Raw genomic sequence first — 17027 nt, forward strand, 5'->3', positions numbered from 1 at the left:
CCGGCCGCCTAAGATGGTGCAATGCCCCCAACAACGGACCTTCCCCTGCTGTGCCCGGTCTGCTCGGCGCCGTTGACCTACACCGCCGCCGAGCCGCCGAAACCGGGAAGGCTTGCCTGCGCCGCACGGCACAGTTTCGACGCCGCACGGCAGGGCTACTTCAACCTGCTGGTCGGTAAGGGCACCGCCTTCAAGGCCGATTCCGCCGCGATGGTGGATGCCCGCTTCAACTTCCTTAGCCGGGGCCACTACCGGCCGCTGGCACAAGCCGTGGCAGCCGCCGTCGTACCCGTCCTGTCCGGCGACCGGCCGGCCGTGCTGGACTCGGGCACCGGAACCGGGCACTACCTGCGCGAACTGCTGGACACAGCCGCCGCACACGGCCGGACAGTGTCCGCCGCAGGGCTTGACATTTCCAAATTCGCGCTGCGCCGTGCCGCCCGGCTCAACCCCGAAGCCATGAACCTGGTGTGGGATATCTGGCAGCCGCTGCCGCTGGCAGCTAACTCTGTTGATGTGGTCACGGTGATTTTTGCGCCCCGCAACGCTGCCGAGTTCGCCCGTGTTCTCCGGCCCGGCGGGCGCCTGGTGGTGGTCACCCCGCGCGAGGGCCATCTTGCCGGCATCGCAGCCCTGGCGGGCATGCTCGCCATTGAGGAAGGCAAGGACGCCCGGCTGGCCGCCGCGATGGCCCGGCACTTCGAGGTGGAGGAAAGCTCCGACGTCGACATTCCACTGGCGCTCAACCGCGAGGATGCGGCAGCCCTGGCATTCATGGGGCCGGCAGGCCACCACACGGACCGCGACGCCATCGTCGCCCGGCTTAGCGGCATTCCGGAGCCGCTGCGGGTCGAGGCGAAGTTCCGGCTGACGGTGTTCCGGCCCCGGCTGCCGGACGGCACGTAACGACTTGGCCACTATCGCCACTGCCGGTTGCGTGACCCGGCCCACAGCCCCGGCCCCGGACTAGGATAAGAAAACAGGTACCAAAGGGCCCGCGACGGTGCCCGGGTGACCAAGGGGGCGGCAGTGTTCGAATGGTTGGGGAAAACTGGTGGGCCCTGTGGCTCACGGCTTTCCTGGCATTTGCGGTGATCGAGATGATCACGCTTGACCTGTTTTTCATCATGCTCGGCGGCGGTGCCCTGGCTGCCCTGGTAGCAGACTTTGCCGGCGCTGACGGCTGGCTGCAGATCGTCGTTTTCTGCGTGGTGTCCCTGCTGATGATCGCTTTCGTCCGTCCGGTGGCGCTGTCCCACCTGAAGAAGGGCCCCGCCGAGCAGCGCACCAACGTTGACCGGCTGATCGGCGAGCAGGCAGTGGTGATGGAGGCCGTCACCTCGGACGGCGGCCTGGTAAAGATCGGCGGCGACATCTGGAGCGCCCGTTCCGAGGCCGGGGTGCTTCCCGCCGGACAAAAAGTGGTGGTGGCGGCGATCGACGGCGCCACGGCAGTAGTTTCGGCGCCACCCGCCAGCGGCACGTCCTGACACAGCAGTATCAATTGGGGAACAAGGGAGACGCATGGAAAACGCAGGAGGAGCGGCTTTGGCCGTCGTGCTGGTAGTCCTGATCGTGTTTGTGATCATCGTTCTGGTGCGCTCGGTCCGGATCATTCCGCAGGCCAGGGCCGGCGTGGTGGAGCGGCTCGGCAAATACCAGCGCACCCTGAATCCGGGGCTGACCATCCTCATTCCCTTCGTGGACCGGCTCCTTCCGCTGCTGGACCTCCGCGAGCAGGTGGTCTCCTTCCCGCCGCAGCCGGTGATCACCGAGGACAACCTGGTGGTCTCGATCGACACCGTGGTCTACTTCCAGGTCACCGACCCCCGCGCAGCCACCTACGAGATCGCCAACTATATCCAGGCGGTGGAGCAGCTCACCACCACCACGCTCCGTAACGTGGTGGGCGGACTGAACCTCGAAGAAGCGCTCACCTCGCGTGACCAGATCAACGGCCAGCTCCGCGGCGTCCTGGATGAGGCCACCGGCCGCTGGGGAATCCGCGTTTCCCGTGTTGAGCTGAAGGCGATCGATCCGCCGCACTCCATCCAGGACTCGATGGAAAAGCAGATGCGCGCCGAGCGTGACCGGCGGGCGGCCATCCTGACGGCAGAAGGTACCAAGCAGTCGGCCATCCTGACGGCGGAGGGCCAGCGGCAGGCTTCCATCCTTGCTGCGGAGGGCGATGCCAAGGCCGCTATCCTCCGCGCCGACGGTGAGGCCCAGGCCATCCAGAAGGTGTTCGACGCCATCCACCGCGGCAACCCGGACCAGAAACTGCTGGCCTACCAGTACCTGCAGACCCTGCCGAAGCTTGCTGAAGGCTCATCCAACAAGCTGTGGATCATCCCCAGCGAAGTCGGCGAAGCACTGAAGGGAATCGGGAACGCGCTGGGCGGAACCAACCCGGATCCGGCGGCAGCGGGCGGCCTCTTTGATGAGGTGGGAGCGAAGTCCACCGAACCATAAGCAGCATTGCTGACGGGAAGGGATCCGCGTTCCGCGGGTCCCTTCCCTGTTTTGGTTCCGGCGGCATGACCCACGTATAATTGGGTATTTGTCCGGCAGGAGCAATCCGCTGGAACAACAAAGCTTCGCAATGCGTTGAATCCTATGATGCAGCGCAGAGCAAACAGTAGCCCGGTGGTGCTTCATCGCCACCGGCTGGCGCGGGGTCCTGCTCCGCGAACCGAGAAGAGGGAGAAATCATGAGCGATCGCAGCCTGCGGGGTATGCGCCTTGGTGCGCAGAGCATGGAGACCGAGTCCGGGGTTGAGCCGGCTCCGCGCCAGCGCGTCGAGTACCGTTGCGAGGACGGCGAACAGGTTTTCGTTACCTTCTCCTCCGAAGCCGAGATTCCGCCGGTATGGGTTTCCAAGACCGGCAAGGAAGCCCTTCTGGTTGACGGCGAACGCCCGGACACCAGCAACGACAAAGCTGTCCGTACCCACTGGGACATGCTGCTGGAACGCCGTTCCCTGCCCGAGCTTGAGCAGATCCTCGAGGACCGCCTGACCATCCTCCGGGAACGCCGCGGAGAACGCCGCTCCGCTTAGGACCACGCAAAAGGAGCCCGTTCCCGCACAGTAGTGCGGGAACGGGCCTTTTCTGTCGTGGGGCCAGCGGTCCTATGCCTGGGTTGAACCTTTTTTCCGGGTGAGCGCGTTCCAGCGGGCAGCGAGCCCCCACTTGGTCACATTGACCATTGCCTCGAGCACGATGTTGCCGCTCATCTTCGATGCGCCGAGTTCACGCTCCACGAAGGTGATGGGACGTTCCTCGATGCGCAGGCCCATGCGGGACACCCGCCAGGCCAGGTCCACCTGGAAGCCGTAACCCACGGAGTCCACCTGGTCCAGGTTGAGCTTTTCCAGGGTTGTCCGGCGGAACGCACGGTAGCCGCCGGTCACATCCTTGATCTTCAGGCCCAGCATGAGGCGGGCGTACGTGCTGCCCACGCGCGAAATAGCCTGGCGGTAGAGCGGCCAGTTCACCACGCGTCCGCCGGGAACCCAGCGCGAACCCATGGCCAGGTCCGCACCGTGGTCGATGGCTTCCAGGAGCTGCGGCAGCTGTTCCGGCTGGTGCGAGCCGTCCGCGTCCATTTCCACCAGCACGTCATAGCCGGCATCCAGGCCCCATTTGAATCCCGCGATGTATGCGGCGCCAAGGCCCTCCTTGCCCTTACGGTGCAGGACATGGACCTGCGCGTCCTCGGCGGCGATGGTGTCCGCAAGCTGGCCGGTGCCGTCGGGGCTGTTGTCATCCACCACCAGGACGTCCGACGCCGGAACAGCCGAGCGGAGCCGCTGAAGGGTCTTGGGCAGCGATTCCAGTTCGTTGTAGGTGGGAATGATCGTAAGGACGCGCACAAAGGGCCTTTCCTGGGAGGAGCGGTCGGTGTGCACCTGACAGCCTGGCTAGCCGCCGGCAGGCGCAACTACCCATTATAGGGCGGAGGGATGCCGGGTCAGGAACGCAGTGCCGGGCTGGAGAACAATTCGACGCCGTCCCGCACCGTCTGCAGGCATACCGGGTCATTGCCGGTATCCAGGGCGGGGAGCAGAGGAGTCCGGGCGCGGGGATCGGTACTCCACGACTGCACGCGCCCGTCGGCCACCTGCACCATCAGTTCCTCCACCTCCCAGACGGCGAAACTGGCGGGGGCGCCGGGCACGAGCTGGCCCGCCATGGGGTTGTGGTACCTGACCGCCCGCCAGCCTGCACGGGTGTGTCCAGGAACGCGGCGCGGGCAGAAATCCGCTCCCCGGGGTTGTGGTGCTCCAGGCACGCCCGGACACTTGACCACGGCCGCAGCGGGGTCACCGGACTGTCGCTGCCGAAGCAGACAGGGACGCCGGCGGCATACAGGGTGGCGAACGGATTCATTCCAGCGCTGCGCTCCCCCAGGCGCTGCTGGTAAAGCCCCCCGGCACCGCCCCAGGCGGCATCGAACGCTGGCTGGGCGCTGACTGTCACAGAATATCGGGACAATTTTTCGACGGCCGCAGCGTCAACCATCTCCACGTGCTCGAAGCGGTGGCCGGCCGCCCGCACGCGCTGCTCCCCACCTGGGCGGCGGCAAGGTCCAGCGCGGACAGGGCAGCGTCCAGGCCTGCGTCCCCGATGACGTGGAAGCCGCCCGGGATGCCCAGCAGGGAGCAGGCGGCGAGGTGGGCCGCGGCCTCGTCGACCCCCAGGTAAAGCGAGCCCTTCTCTTCCGGTGCATCACTGTAGCCGGACCGCAAGGCGGCAGTCCGCGACCCCACCGAACCATCGATGTTCAGGTCGCCGGCCAGGCCCCGGATCCCGAAGCCGAGTCCGTCCAGCACGCTGCGGGCATGGTCTTCCGAGGAGACGAGTTCGCCCCAGTACGCGAGGACTTCAGGGACGGAAGGGGTCTCGGGCCCGGTGCTGTTCCACGCTGCTGCCAGGCGCAGGTCGTCGGCCCCGCCGATGTGCGGGGCGCCCATCTCTGCCACCGCAACATAGCCGTTCGCGGCCGCCTCGGACAGGGCACGTCCCTGGTGGCGGCGGAGGTCGGCTTCCGGCAGCCGGCGGGCCGCTTGCCGCGCCGCAGTGTGCGCGGCACGCCTGACCCGGGGACCGCCGTCGAACCCGTCCTGGTCCTGCAGGCCGGCGGACCGGGCCAGCGACGCCGATACCAGGGCCGAGTGCACGTCCACCCGTGACAGGTAGACGGGCCTGCCGGCTGACGCCCGTTCCAGTTCCTCCGCGGTGGGCAGGGCGGCGTCCGCCCAGGTGGTCTCATCCCAGCCGTGGCCCAGGACCGGTCCGTCACCGGGAGCCGCGGCCACCGCATCCAGCAGCTCCCGCGCGGAGGAGATTCCGCCCAGCTGGAGGGAATCCAGCGCGATCCCTGTCTCGGTCAGGTGCATGTGCGAATCGACGAATCCGGGAGCGACGAGGGCGCCCCGCAGGTCGATGACTTCCATGGAACTGTCGGCTATGGACGTGGCCGCCTGTTCGGACCCCACCCACGCCACGGTGTCGCCGTCCACGAGCATGGCGGTGGCGAAGGGATCGGCAGCGCTGTAGACGGAACCGTTGCGGTAGAGGACAGCTTGCGGACGGGACGGGTTTGCGGGACCGGACTGGGTCATACGGGGCAGGGCTCCTGGAGGTTGCGTGCCGGCGGCTGGGCCGGGGGAAGTTCAGAGGACAGAGGAATATGCCACGACGCCGCGGCGGATCAGGGTGATGGCCTCGGCGCACAGCCGGGCGAGGCGGGGCTCAAGGCCGGGGATCTTGGCCAGCTGGTCCAGCAGGTCCACCACCTGCTTCACCCAGCGGACAAAGTCGCCCGCCGCCAGGTCCGTCCCGCTCAGGACATCCTGGAGATGCCGGCCGCGTGCCCACTTGTAGATGGGCCACACCAGTCCCAGCTCCGGTTCGCCGGTCAGCGGAAGCTTGTTCTCCTCTTCTACGTCCTCCAGCGCGGACCATTCGCGCACCACAATGTCCACCGCGGTTTCCAGGGAGACGCTGGGCATCCGGGGCCGGAGGCCGCGGTCTTCCCGCTTGGCCTGGTACACCAGGGCACTGGCCAGCGCTGCGACTTCCACCGCGTCGAGATCGTCAAAGGCGCCCAACCGCAGCGACTGGGAAATCAGCAGGTCCTTCTCGCCGTAGATCCGGCGCAGGCGCTGGCCGTCCGGGCTGATGAGCAGCCGGCCCTCCCCCGCGTCCTCAAGGTAGCCGTAGGCGGAGAGGACATCGCAGACGCGGTCGAAGGTCTTGGCGATGGTGTTGGTGCGGCCCTGGATCTGCCTGACCAGTCCGTCCGTTTCCCGCCGGAGTTTCCACCAGCGCTCCGACCACCGTGCGTGGTCCTCACGCTCGCTGCACCCGTGGCAGGGGTGGGCGCGCAGGGCCCGCCGGAGGTCCGCGATGCGCTTCTCCTGGTTGGGCATGGCGCTGGCACGGCCGAAATCGTTGTTGCGGTTGTGTCCCGGGGCCGGCGGGCGGTTTTCCCGCAGCGCATTCCGGGCGGAGGATGCGAGGTCGCGGCGCGACTTGGCACCTTGGCGTTGAACGACTTCGGAATCCGGATCCTGGTAACAGGCGAGATGGGGCCTTCCAGATCGTCGGTGCTGATCCGGCGCAGCTGGTTGTCCAGGGTGAGGACGGCGGGCCTGGGCTCACGGCTGCTGTGGTCGGAACTCAGGACGATGGCCGGACCGGGTGCCCTGCCGCCGGGGACGTTGACCACGTCGCCGGGCAGGAGCCGGGCCAGCGAGTCGTCGCTGAGCGACTTCCTGGCCCGGGATTTTGCCCGTGAGGTGGCGTTTTCAGCGTCCGAAAGTTCCCGGCGCAGCCGTGCGTACTCGGTAAAGTCGCCCAGGTGGCACGTCATGGATTTGGCGTAGCCGGCGAGGGATTCCTCGCGGCTGCGCACCTGCCTGGCCAGGCCGACGACGGACCGGTCAGCCTGGAACTGGGCGAACGAGGATTCCAGGATCTCTCGGGCCCGCGCACGCCCAAACTGCGCCAGGAGGTTGATGCTCATGTTGTAGGTGGGCCGGAAACTCGAGTTCAGCGGGTAGGTACGCCGGGAGGCCAGGCCGGCCACAGCCGTGGGGTCCGTGCCGGGCTGCCACAGCACCACCGCATGGCCTTCGACGTCGATGCCGCGCCTTCCCGCGCGGCCGGTCAGCTGCGTGTACTCGCCTGCCGTGATATCCACGTGGGCTTCGCCGTTGAACTTGTCCAGCTTCTCCAGCACCACTGAACGGGCCGGCATGTTGACGCCCAGGGCGAGGGTCTCGGTCGCGAAGACGGCTTTGACCAGGCCATCGGCGAAAAGTTTCTCCACCACTTCCTTGAAAGTGGGCAGCATGCCGGCGTGGTGCGCGGCGAAGCCGCGCAGCAGCCCGTCGCGCCAGGTCCAGAAACCGAGGACGTCCAGGTCGTCCGGCGGAATGTCGTAGCCTGCCTCGTCCACCCGTTGGGCGATGATGCGCTGTTCCTTTTCGGTGGTCAGCCACAGCCCCGAGCCGACGCACTGGGCCACCGCAGCGTCACAGCCGGCACGGGAGAAGATGAAGGTGATGGCCGGCAGCAGGTCCATTTTGTCCAGGCTGGCGATCACCTGGGCCGGCTGGCCCTGCGCACCCCGTTCGGTTCGGCGCCCCGGACAGGGCGGTCGTTGCCGCGGCGGCCGCGCTGGCCCCGGCCGCCGGGGCCTGGCCGGCTCCGGAAGCCTTGCTGGCCCTCGCTGCGGGCCACTGCAGGAGGTCCGGATTAACATCGAACCCCCGCCCTGTGCCGGTGTTGCTTTGCACCAGTGCCTGCCCGGGGTCGTCAGCATCCACCGGTGGGGCGATCTCGTCGAAGGTGGTTTCGCCGGCGAACAGGTCCATGATCTGGCGGCCCACCATGACGTGCTGCCAGAGGGGAACGGGCCGGTGCTCGGACACAATGATGTCCGTATCGCCGCGGACGGTGTCCAGCCAGGCGCCGAACTCTTCCGCGTTGGAGACCGTTGCGCTGAGGGAGACCACCTGGACCTCGCTGGGAAGGTGGATGATCACTTCCTCCCACACTGCACCCCGGAAGCGGTCGGCAAGGTAGTGCACCTCGTCCATCACCACGTAGCCCAGGTCGTCCAGGGTGGCGGAATCCGCGTAGAGCATGTTCCGCAGGACCTCGGTGGTCATCACCACCACCGGGGCGTCGCCGTTGATGCTGGTGTCTCCGGTGAGCAGGCCCACCTTGTCGGCACCGTATTTCCCGGCCAGTTCCGTGAACTTCTGGTTGCTTAGCGCCTTGATGGGGGTGGTGTAGAAAGCCTTGAGGCCCCGCTGCAGGGCCAGGTAGATGGCGAACTCGCCCACGATGGTCTTGCCTGCCCCCGTGGGTGCGGCCACCAGCACGCCCCTGCCGTCCTGGAGGGACCGGCAGGCCTGCTTCTGGAAGTCGTCCAGCTCAAAGTCCAGCGTGCGGATGAACGCCCCGAGGTCCGAGGAGGCCTCGGCCCTGCGCTCGGCGCTGGCCCGGTACCGTTCCGCTGGCGAGAGCTCGTCATCGCCGGGAGCCGTGGAGGATGGTCCGCTGGAAGATGGGCCGGAAGGAAACGGCCCGGTGTTGGTGGACATACACCAAGCCTAATGGGAGCTCAGAGGTTCTTGAGCTCACTGCTCGGGGTGGCGACGTCCGCTGTGGCCTCTGTCTCCGCGGCCCTCTTGGCCTCGCGGCGGGCACGCCGCTTGTCGTTCATGAGGCAGATGCCGATGGCGGCAAAGAAAAGAACCAGCAGCGGGCCCGCCAGCATGAACATGGAGATGGCGTCAGCACCGGGCGCCGCTATTGCGGCCAGCACAAAGACCAGGAAGACGGTTATCCGCCACGCCTTCAGGATGGTGCGGCCGGTGATGACACCGGCCATGTTGATGCCAACCAGCACCACCGGAACGAGGAACGCAACCCCCAGAACCAGGACCATCCGCGTGACGAACTCGATGTACGTCCTGGCGTCGATGACGCTCGACGAACCGTCCGGGGTGAACTGGGTCAGTGCCCGGACCACCTGCGGCACCACCAGCCAGCCGGCCCAGATGCCGGCAAGGAACAGCGGAACCGCGGCCGCCATGTACCCCAGTGTGTACCGGCGTTCCTTGGAGGTAAGCCCCGGGGTGATGAAGGCCCACAGCTGGTAGATCCAGATGGGGCTGGAGATAACCGCCCCGATGAGGAGCGACATCTGCAGCTTGAAGTCGAACGGGGAGGCAATGGTTCCGAAGTTGATTGCCGAGAGTCCCCGGTCTGCTGTGAGATGCGGTTGACCGGGTCAGCCAGCGCCTTCAGCAGCGGATCGTAAAGTATCCAGCCCCCAATGCCGCCAAGGACCACGCCGATTGCAGACTTGATCAGCCGGTTCTTGAGTTCCTTGAGGTGGTCCCAGAGGGACATGCGCCCCTCAGGGTTGGCTTTACGGGCCCGCGACAGTGCCACTGGGGGTCAGGCGCGGTTCGACGGCGGGACGTCCGTGCCGTCTGTCGGCTCACCGGGCTTCGCCTTGGGGTGGTTCACGATGGTGCCTTCCACCGGGCCTGAGGCGTCGGTGGTGTCGGTCTTGCCGTCGTTCTTCATTTCCTTGACCTCGGACTTGATGATCCGCATGGACTGGCCGAGGCTGCGTGCCATGGCCGGAAGCTTGGGCGCGGCAAAGAGAAGCAGCGCGACGACGATGATAATGACGATTGGCCAAGGGCCATCAAAGAGTCTTCCCATGGGAAATCCTTTCCTCTAAATACATCCTACTTCTATGTGAAGTCGAGATCCCCGAGTGCCTGCGGCTGGCCCCGGTCCGCTTTGCGCTGGACCCTCCGGCGGCGGCGTTCTTCCCGCCGCGCTGACGTGGATGCCTCGTAATCATGTCGCATGACGGCAGGCGAGGCAAAAACTGCGGAGCCGGGCAGGGTGGCTGGCGCTGCTGCAGCCTCCTCCTGCTCCTGGAAGGGGCCCAGTTGCCCAGCTTCTCCCCCGCTGCCCCCAAATCCCTGACCGTCGCCATGAACTGGCGGAAGAGGCGGATGCCCAGAAGGACATAGAACAGCAGGGAGAGGGCGACCAGCGCCACCCACAGAAGGATCCAGGACCACCAAGGCATGCTGAGAAGTCTATCCGCCGTACCTGGCCAGCGACGCCGCCAGCCACTCCCGCGCCGCCGCTGCCAGGTCCTCAGGGGCCAGGATCCGCACCGTTCCGCCGTGCTGGGCCACGAACATGGGAAGCCACGCCGTGTTGCCGAACCTGATCTCGGCAACAGGCCGCCGTCGGGAAGCTCTGCCGTCCGCTCGGCGTAATAGTCGTCTGCCAGCCCCCTCCCCTGCCGGGTGAGCTGGACGGTGACGGTGGTGTCGTCGTCGTTCGGCGTGAAGAGTTTGGCGGGGACTCCCGCTGCGGGCGTGATGCCGTCCGCCACGGGCCGTCCGTTGAGACGCACCTCCTGGACGCGGTCAAGCCGGAAGTTCCGCAAACCGTCCACCAAGTGGCAGTAGGCCTCGAAATACCACGTGTTATCGAGGGAGTAGAGCCTTAGCGGATCCACGTCCCGTTCGCTGACCTTGTCGCGCTGCGGGGAAAGGTACGTCAGGTGCAGCTGGGCTCCTGATTCGATGGCATCCCGGACGGTGCCGTGGGTGGCAGCATCGGCAGGCTCCATCTGCGGTCCGGCGAGGGACGCCGCCCGCAGGCCCTCCTCGCCCGCAGCAGCGAGCAGCTTGAGGGTCACGGATTCAAGTGCGCCGCCCTCGGCGATGCCCGGGAGTCCGTTGAGGGTTTCGAGGCCGGTGAGGAGGGCACAGGCCTCTTCCACGGTGAACCGTACGGGCCGCTTCAGGTCCAGGTCCTGGGTGATGAAGACATGGTCGTTTTCCCACTGGATGTCCAGCAGGTCATCCGGATACCCTTCCGGAAGCCCCGAGCAGATGAGGATCCGCAGGTCGTCCTCGAGCTCTTTCCGGCTCACTCCGAAATGGCGTGCCACGTCCTGGATGTGCAGGCCCTGGTTGTGCACCAGGAACGGGACCAGTTGGAGCATCCGCTTGAGCTGGTCCTCCGAGGTCCGGGGACGCGCCTGCCGTGCACGGGCAGGCGGGAAAGCGTACGCCGGCGCCGGCGAGTCGCTGAAGGCGGCGGCAGCGCGCAGCCTCCTGCGGACCGCTTCCACCAGGTCTTCCGGCGCGGCGGCGACGGCGTCCGGGCCGTAGGAGGCGAGTTCCTCGGCGAGGGTTTCCGGGTCTCGGTAGTGCAGGCTGATCCGGTCATAGCCGGCGTCGGCCGGGTCAGCGCCGTCACTGGGAGGGGAAGCCGGCAGTGCGCGGCGCCGCAGGGCGAGCAGCCGGCCTTCCCGGACTTCAACGACGGCGGTGCGGAGCGGCAGTTCGGGGAGGCGGTCCAGTTCTTTCCGGATATTGAAGTCCGCCGGGGGCGAGTACCGCTCGTTGTCCAGCGTGGCCACGGCACTGGTGAAGCGGGACAGGCGGAAGTGCCGGGTGGCCTGGCGTGCCCGGTCATGGCCCACCAGGTACCACTGGCCGAACCGGCTGCCGAGGCCCCACGACTCCACGGTCCGCTCTTCCTCCTTACCGGTGCTGCCGGCGAGGTACCGGAAAGTGACCGGGTGCCGTGCATGCATGGCTGCCACGAGGTCGTCGAAGGCCTGGCCGGCGGGCTTGATACGCGGCTGCAGGCCGGCGGGAAGTTCGACGTCGGCCATCCGGCCGGACGCCTGCAGCTTGCGGAGGGCGCTTTGCGCGGCCGTGCCCAGTGCGGCGCGCTCCCACAGCTGTGAAGCAGGAGGAGCACGGTCCATTCTTCCGGGTCCAGCTGGACGTCGGGCAGGCGGTTGGATTCCTTGCCGATGCGGTAGCGGGTAGTGGCGGGGTCGTCCCCACTCCAGCCGAGGTCCGTCAGTGTTTCCACTTCGAAGCCGAACTGGCGCAGGTCGTTTTTGTCCCGCTCGAACATCCTGCCGAAGGCAACATCATTGCCCGAGGTGTCGTGGTAGACCTTTTCCCGCAGTTCACTGCGGCGCAGGCCGTACCGGGTATTCAGGAGTGCGATCAGCAGATTGAGGAGTCGTTCAGTGCGGGATGCGGACACTCTGGCTACGTTACTAAACTCCGGGCGGAACGCAGAAAGCGCGGCAACTGCCGGGACCTGAACGTCCCGGCAGTTGCCGCGCTCCCGAGGGCGGATCCGCCCGTCAGCTGAAGTGTCAGCGGACGCCGACGAGGTCCACAACGAAGATGAGAGCCTCGTTCGGCTTGATGGCCCCGCCCGCTCCACGGGAGCCGTAGGCCAGCTCGGAGGGGATCTCCAGACGGCGGCGGCCGCCCACCTTCATGCCCAGCAGGCCCTGGTCCCAGCCCTGGATGACCTGGCCAACGCCCACACGGAAGTCCAGCGGCGCGCCGCGGCCCAGGAGGCGTCGAATTCTTCGCCGGTGGACCAGGCCACACCAACATAGTGGGTGGAGACGGTGTCCCCTGCCTTGGCTTCGCGGCCGTCACCTTCGATAAGGTCCTTGATGACGAGTTCGGTGGGAACGTCGCCTTCCGGGAAATCGATCTCGGGCTTTTGGCGGTCGAATTCCCGCTGTCCGAATGACATGGTTGCTCCTTCGTGGGTGCTGATGGTTGGTACCGCGAGCCAAACGGCCGCGGCCTCCTTGTAAGTCTTGCTACTTGGCGCCGAGGATGTCCACTACGAAGACAAGATCGCCCTTTGCTTCGCCCTGGCCGGCGTCGCCGTAGGCCAGGTCCTTCGGGATGACCAGCAGCACGCGGGAGCCGACGGTCTTGCCGGCCAGGCCCTGGGTCCAGCCCTTGATGACGCCGGTCAACGGGAAGCTTGCCGGTTCGCCGCGGTCAAAGCTGGAATCAAACTTGGTGCCGCCCGCCAGGGTCACGCCGACGTAGTTAACGGTCAGGGTGTCGGTTTCCTTGACCACAGCGCCGTTGCCCTTGATGAGGTCCTGCGATACCAGTGCGGTGGGCGCGGCTACGCCTTCGACGTTGATCTCAGGTACGCCGTCCTTCTCGGTCACGGTGGGCAGGCCCGCGGGAGGGGTGACGGTTTCGCCTTCGGGCTTCTCAAGCGCCGGCGTCACGTCGCTGGCCGAGAGGACCTTGATCACGAGCAGTTGGGTGGGCTGGGCCTCCGCACCGGCGGTGGCAGCCTGTCCCGGAACTGCCAGTGCGAGGCTTGAGCCGACCTTGGCGCCCACAAAGGCGTTGTAGATGACGGGGCTGCCGGTTTTCAGTTCCTCATTGAGTTCCAGGGGTTCCGGATCATTGGGGAACGTATCTTCGAGGGTGGCGCCGTCGGTGCCGTTAAGGGCAAGGATGGAGATGTTGGCGACCTGGTCTGCCTTTACCGTTTCCCCGCTGCCTTCGCTGACCACTTTGATGGTGGGTTCGGCTACCTCGAGCGGCTTGCTGAACTCCACGCCGGGGGCCTTCTTGTCACCGTTGTCGGTCAGTTTGAGGGTGTCGAACTTTGCAGTCTCGCCAGCGGACTGGCTGGTGGGTTCCGACTCTGCGGGGGTTGAGCCGCCGCAGGCGGTGAGCAGCAGCAGGCCGGGAAGAAGGATTGCTAGTAGTCGGCGCACGTAAGAGAACTTTCGTCGGGGCAGGATGGATGCGATGCTCCGCGTTGCAGCGGCTGTGATCGCGGCAGGCCCTGATAAAGGGCCTTATCCAGAATAGACCCTGAAGCTGGGTGTCAGCCCATAGAGTCGAGAAGTGCATCCACGCGCTCGTCGACGCTCCTGAACGGGTCCTTGCAGAGGATGGTCTGGTGGGCGCGGTCGTTGAGTTTCAGGTGTACCCAGTCCACGGTGTAGTCGCGGCCCAGTTCCTGGGCGCGCCGGACGAAGTCGCCGCGCAGCTTGGCCCGGGTGGTCTGGGGTGGCGCATCGACGGCGTCCTTGATGACAGTATCGTCCACGATCCGCCGGACCGCGCCGCGGGACTGCAGCAGGTAGTACAGGCCGCGGCCACGGGAAATGTCGTGGTAGGTCAGGTCGAGCTGCGCAATCCTGGGCGCATCGAGGCCAAGCCCGTGGCGTTCGCGGTAGTTGTCCATCAACTTTTTCTTGATTGCCCAGTCGATTTCGGTCTCGATACCGCGGGAATCCCCGCTTTCGATGGCCTTGAGCGTGCGCTCCCAAAGATCAAGGATCAGGGGAACATGCGGGTTGTGAGCGCCGTTTTCCTTCACGAAGGCGGTGACCTTGGTCAGGTATTCCTGCTGGATTTCGAGGGCGGTGAGCTGGCGGCCGTTGGCCAGCCGGACCAGGGCCCTGCCGCTGAGGTCGTGCGAGATCTCGCGGATGCTGCGGATCGGGTTCTCCATCCGCATGTCCCGCATGATCACACCGGCTTCGATCATCCGCAGGACAAGGTCCACCGTGCCCACTTTCATGAGGGCGGTGGCCTCGGACATGTTCGAATCGCCGACAATGACGTGCAACCGGCGGTAGAACTCGGCGTCGGCGTGCGGTTCGTCGCGGGTGTTGATGATGGGCCGGGAACGGGTGGTGGCTGAGGATACACCTTCCCAGATGTGGTCCGCGCGCTGGGAAAACGCGTACGTCGCACCGTGCGGCGTCTTCAGAATCTTGCCCGCGCCGGCGATGAGCTGGCGGGTGACCAGGAACGGAATCAGGATTTCCGCGAGCCGGGAAAATTCGCCGCGGCGCGGGATGAGGTAGTTTTCGTGGCTGCCGTACGAGTTGCCGGCTGAGTCCGTGTTGTTCTTGAACAGGTAGACGGTGCCGTTGAAACCCTCCGCGGCCAGCCGCGCCTGTGCCTCATCCACGAGGTCGTCCAGGATCAGTTCGCCCGCCCGGTCGTGGGCGATCAGTTGGGCAAGGTCGTCGCATTCGGCGGTGGCATATTCGGGGTGCGAACCCACGTCCAGGTACAGCCGGGAACCGTTGGTGAGGAACACATTGGACGAGCGGCCCCAGCTGACCACCTTGCGGAAGAGGTACCGGGCCACCTCCTCCGGGGCAAGAGGCCTTGAATCGGGGCTCGAATAGGAGATCCCGAACTCGGTTTCAATACCGAAGATTCTCTTGTCCATGTTTCCTCCTAGGCCAGCAATGCAGTGATGTCCGCGTCGTTCAGCCGGCGGAAAGCGCGCCGTGAGCCGCGTGTGCTCTCGGACAGCCTGTCCAGGACTGCTACTTCCAGCGCCCTGGCCGGCATCGGCTTGGCTGATTCACCCGAATCGGCTGCCGGCGCCAGGCCGGACAGCGCCAGCCGGACGGCCTCGGAGAAGCTGAGCGTGCTCCGCCAGCCACCTTCAATGGCTGAGGAAACCTTCTCCGCCTGGCCACCCATGACCACGAAGCTGTGTTCGTCGGCGATGGAACCGTCGAAGGTCAGCCGGTAGAGATGGTCCTCCTCCTGGGTGGGGCCCACCTCGGCCACGGCGAGTTCCACTTCGAAAGGTTTCTGCTCCGCGGTGAACACGGCGCCCAGGCTCTGTGCGTAGACGCTGGCCAGGCCGCGCGCCGTGACGTCCTCGCGGTCGTAGGAGTATCCGCGGACGTCGGCGTACCGGACACCGGCCTGCCGGAGGCTTTCAAATTCGTTGTATTTCCCGACGGCGGCGAAGGCGATTTTGTCGTAGATCTCGCCGATTTTGTGCAGGGACGGCGACGGGTTTTCCGCTACGAGAGCTATCCCGTCAGCGCAACTGATCACCACCACAGACCTGCCGCGGGCGATGCCTTTCCGTGCGAAATCCGCACGGTCCTTCATCAGCTGTTCAGGCGATACATAAAACTGCTGCGTCATCTCAGGCCTCCCGTCCGGCGATAGTGCGGGCTTCGATGACGTTGCGCGCCGCGGCCGCAAGTTCGGCCTCGGGAATCCGGCGGGCGCCGGAACTGTCCACCGTGTAGACCACGGGCCACAACTGGCGCACGGTGTCGGGACCACCGGTGGCCGAATCGTCGTCGGCGGCGTCGTACAGGGACTCCACCGCGACGGCAAGCGCTTCCGCCGCCGTAAGGTTGGGCCGCCACAGTTTCTTCAGGGCTCCCCGTGCGAAGACCGAACCGGACCCCACGCTGTGGTGTTCGTGCTCCTCATACCGGCCGCCGGTCACGTCGTAGGAGAAAAGCTTCCCACGCCGGCACTGGTGTCGAAGCCGGCGAACAGGGGGACGACGGCCAGGCCCTGCAGGGCGAGCGGCAGGTTGCCGCGGATCATGGCGCCCAGCCGGTTGGCCTTGCCCTCAAGGCTGAGGAGCGTGCCTTCGATTTTTTTCGTAATGCTCAAGTTCAACCTGGAACAACCGCGTCAGGTCTATGGCAATGCCGGCAGTCCCCGCGATACCCAGGACCGAGAACCGGTCCGCGGGGAACACCTTTTCGATGTGCCTGCTGGCGATGATATTGCCCATGGTGGCCCGCCGGTCCCCCGCCATCAGCACGCCGCCGTCGTAGCTCATGGCGACGATCGTGGTGGCGTGCGGAACCTGCAGCGGGGCAGCTGCGGACGCAGCACCCTGAGGGGACCGGCTAAAGGGCAAAAGCTCCGGCCGGTCCCGCTGCAGATGTTCCGTAAAGGACGAGGTGGCGTTGGCGGCTACCTGTTGGCGGTTGATTCCTGCACTCATGAACTCCTTGAACGTAGTACTAAAAGTCGGTACAGATTCCGTCCGTCCGGGGCTTCCGCCACCTTTCCGGTCCGGGTTACTGGCCGCCTTTTTGGACGAAGGCCCGGACGAATTCTTCGGCGTTGGATTCCAGAACGCCATCAATCTCGTCCAGAAGGTCGTCCACGCCTTCCGTGGATGCCGAAGCCTGGGCTTCCGGCGGTGCGGGTGGCGCCTCAGGAATGTCCTCGTCGACCTGGCTGTCGCGTGATTGCGGCTGCGTTTGCTCCTGGCCTGCCATCGTTATCCCTCCCTTAGTCGGTCATTGGATCCGGCGGATCCTCCGATATGCCAATCCTGCCACGCTGGCGGCCGTCCGGCGC

Annotated in this window: 9 protein-coding genes and 8 pseudogenes; 4 read left to right on the forward strand and 13 right to left on the reverse strand. The window is 66.1% G+C overall.

The genetic code is table 11. The features are described 5' to 3' along the window. Positions 1–21 precede the first annotated feature (21 nt). From ACPEE0_RS09665 to ACPEE0_RS09680, 4 genes and pseudogenes are all read left to right on the forward strand, one after another. Positions 22–906, forward strand: coding sequence for a putative RNA methyltransferase (locus ACPEE0_RS09665; protein WP_009359437.1), 885 nt, complete (start codon positions 22–24; stop codon positions 904–906). A gap of 123 nt (positions 907–1029) precedes the next feature. After that, positions 1030–1490, forward strand: a pseudogene (locus ACPEE0_RS09670) (NfeD family protein). 34 nt (positions 1491–1524) lie between these two features. After that, positions 1525–2472 (forward strand): SPFH domain-containing protein, encoded by a 948-nt coding sequence (locus ACPEE0_RS09675; RefSeq protein WP_035753854.1) that lies wholly within the window; start codon positions 1525–1527, stop codon positions 2470–2472. A 239-nt stretch (positions 2473–2711) separates the two neighbouring features. Next, the gene (locus tag ACPEE0_RS09680) at positions 2712–3059 is read left to right on the forward strand and encodes an RNA polymerase-binding protein RbpA (protein WP_013600997.1); all 348 of its coding nucleotides are present in this window, start codon (positions 2712–2714) and stop codon (positions 3057–3059) included. A gap of 72 nt (positions 3060–3131) precedes the next feature. On the opposite strand, the gene ACPEE0_RS09685 is transcribed toward ACPEE0_RS09680, so the two are convergent. The 13 genes and pseudogenes from ACPEE0_RS09685 to ACPEE0_RS09745 form a co-directional block, all read right to left on the reverse strand. Next, positions 3132–3875, reverse strand: a complete 744-nt coding sequence (locus ACPEE0_RS09685; RefSeq protein ID WP_009359433.1) for a polyprenol monophosphomannose synthase — start codon at positions 3873–3875, stop codon at positions 3132–3134. 98 nt (positions 3876–3973) lie between these two features. Continuing rightward, positions 3974–5627, reverse strand: a pseudogene (locus tag ACPEE0_RS09690) (amidohydrolase). 51 nt (positions 5628–5678) lie between these two features. Then, positions 5679–8621: pseudogene (locus tag ACPEE0_RS09695) on the reverse strand (DEAD/DEAH box helicase). A gap of 20 nt (positions 8622–8641) precedes the next feature. Continuing rightward, positions 8642–9435, reverse strand: a pseudogene (gene tatC, locus ACPEE0_RS09700) (twin-arginine translocase subunit TatC). Between the two features lie 48 nt (positions 9436–9483). Continuing rightward, positions 9484–9756, reverse strand: a complete 273-nt coding sequence (gene tatA, locus ACPEE0_RS09705) for a Sec-independent protein translocase subunit TatA (protein WP_009358592.1) — start codon at positions 9754–9756, stop codon at positions 9484–9486. A 32-nt stretch (positions 9757–9788) separates the two neighbouring features. Beyond that, positions 9789–10135, reverse strand: a pseudogene (locus ACPEE0_RS09710) (hypothetical protein). A 10-nt stretch (positions 10136–10145) separates the two neighbouring features. Then, positions 10146–12132, reverse strand: a pseudogene (locus ACPEE0_RS09715) (helix-turn-helix transcriptional regulator). A gap of 115 nt (positions 12133–12247) precedes the next feature. Beyond that, positions 12248–12642: pseudogene (locus ACPEE0_RS09720) on the reverse strand (FKBP-type peptidyl-prolyl cis-trans isomerase). Positions 12643–12712: 70 nt separating this feature from the next. Next, positions 12713–13642, reverse strand: coding sequence for an FKBP-type peptidyl-prolyl cis-trans isomerase (locus ACPEE0_RS09725; protein WP_407709468.1), 930 nt, complete (start codon positions 13640–13642; stop codon positions 12713–12715). 113 nt (positions 13643–13755) lie between these two features. Next, entirely contained in the window at positions 13756–15120 is a 1365-nt protein-coding gene (pafA, locus tag ACPEE0_RS09730; RefSeq protein WP_407709467.1) for a Pup--protein ligase, read from the reverse strand. An 8-nt stretch (positions 15121–15128) separates the two neighbouring features. Further along, positions 15129–15839 carry a proteasome subunit alpha gene (gene prcA, locus ACPEE0_RS09735; RefSeq protein ID WP_009358587.1) on the reverse strand — a complete coding sequence of 237 codons (711 nt, stop codon included), beginning with the start codon at positions 15837–15839 and terminating at the stop codon, positions 15129–15131. 1 nt (position 15840) lies between these two features. Continuing rightward, positions 15841–16806 (reverse strand): annotated as a pseudogene (locus ACPEE0_RS09740) (proteasome subunit beta). Beyond that, positions 16742–16945: a ubiquitin-like protein Pup gene (locus ACPEE0_RS09745; protein ID WP_009358585.1), complete on the reverse strand. Its 204-nt coding sequence runs from the start codon at positions 16943–16945 to the stop codon at positions 16742–16744. The pseudogene ACPEE0_RS09740 and the gene ACPEE0_RS09745 overlap by 65 nt, the downstream one beginning before the upstream one ends. Positions 16946–17027: the final 82 nt, after the last annotated feature.

It is taken from the genome of Arthrobacter sp. SD76 (genome assembly GCF_049726125.1).
Classification (GTDB): domain Bacteria; phylum Actinomycetota; class Actinomycetes; order Actinomycetales; family Micrococcaceae; genus Arthrobacter; species Arthrobacter nitrophenolicus.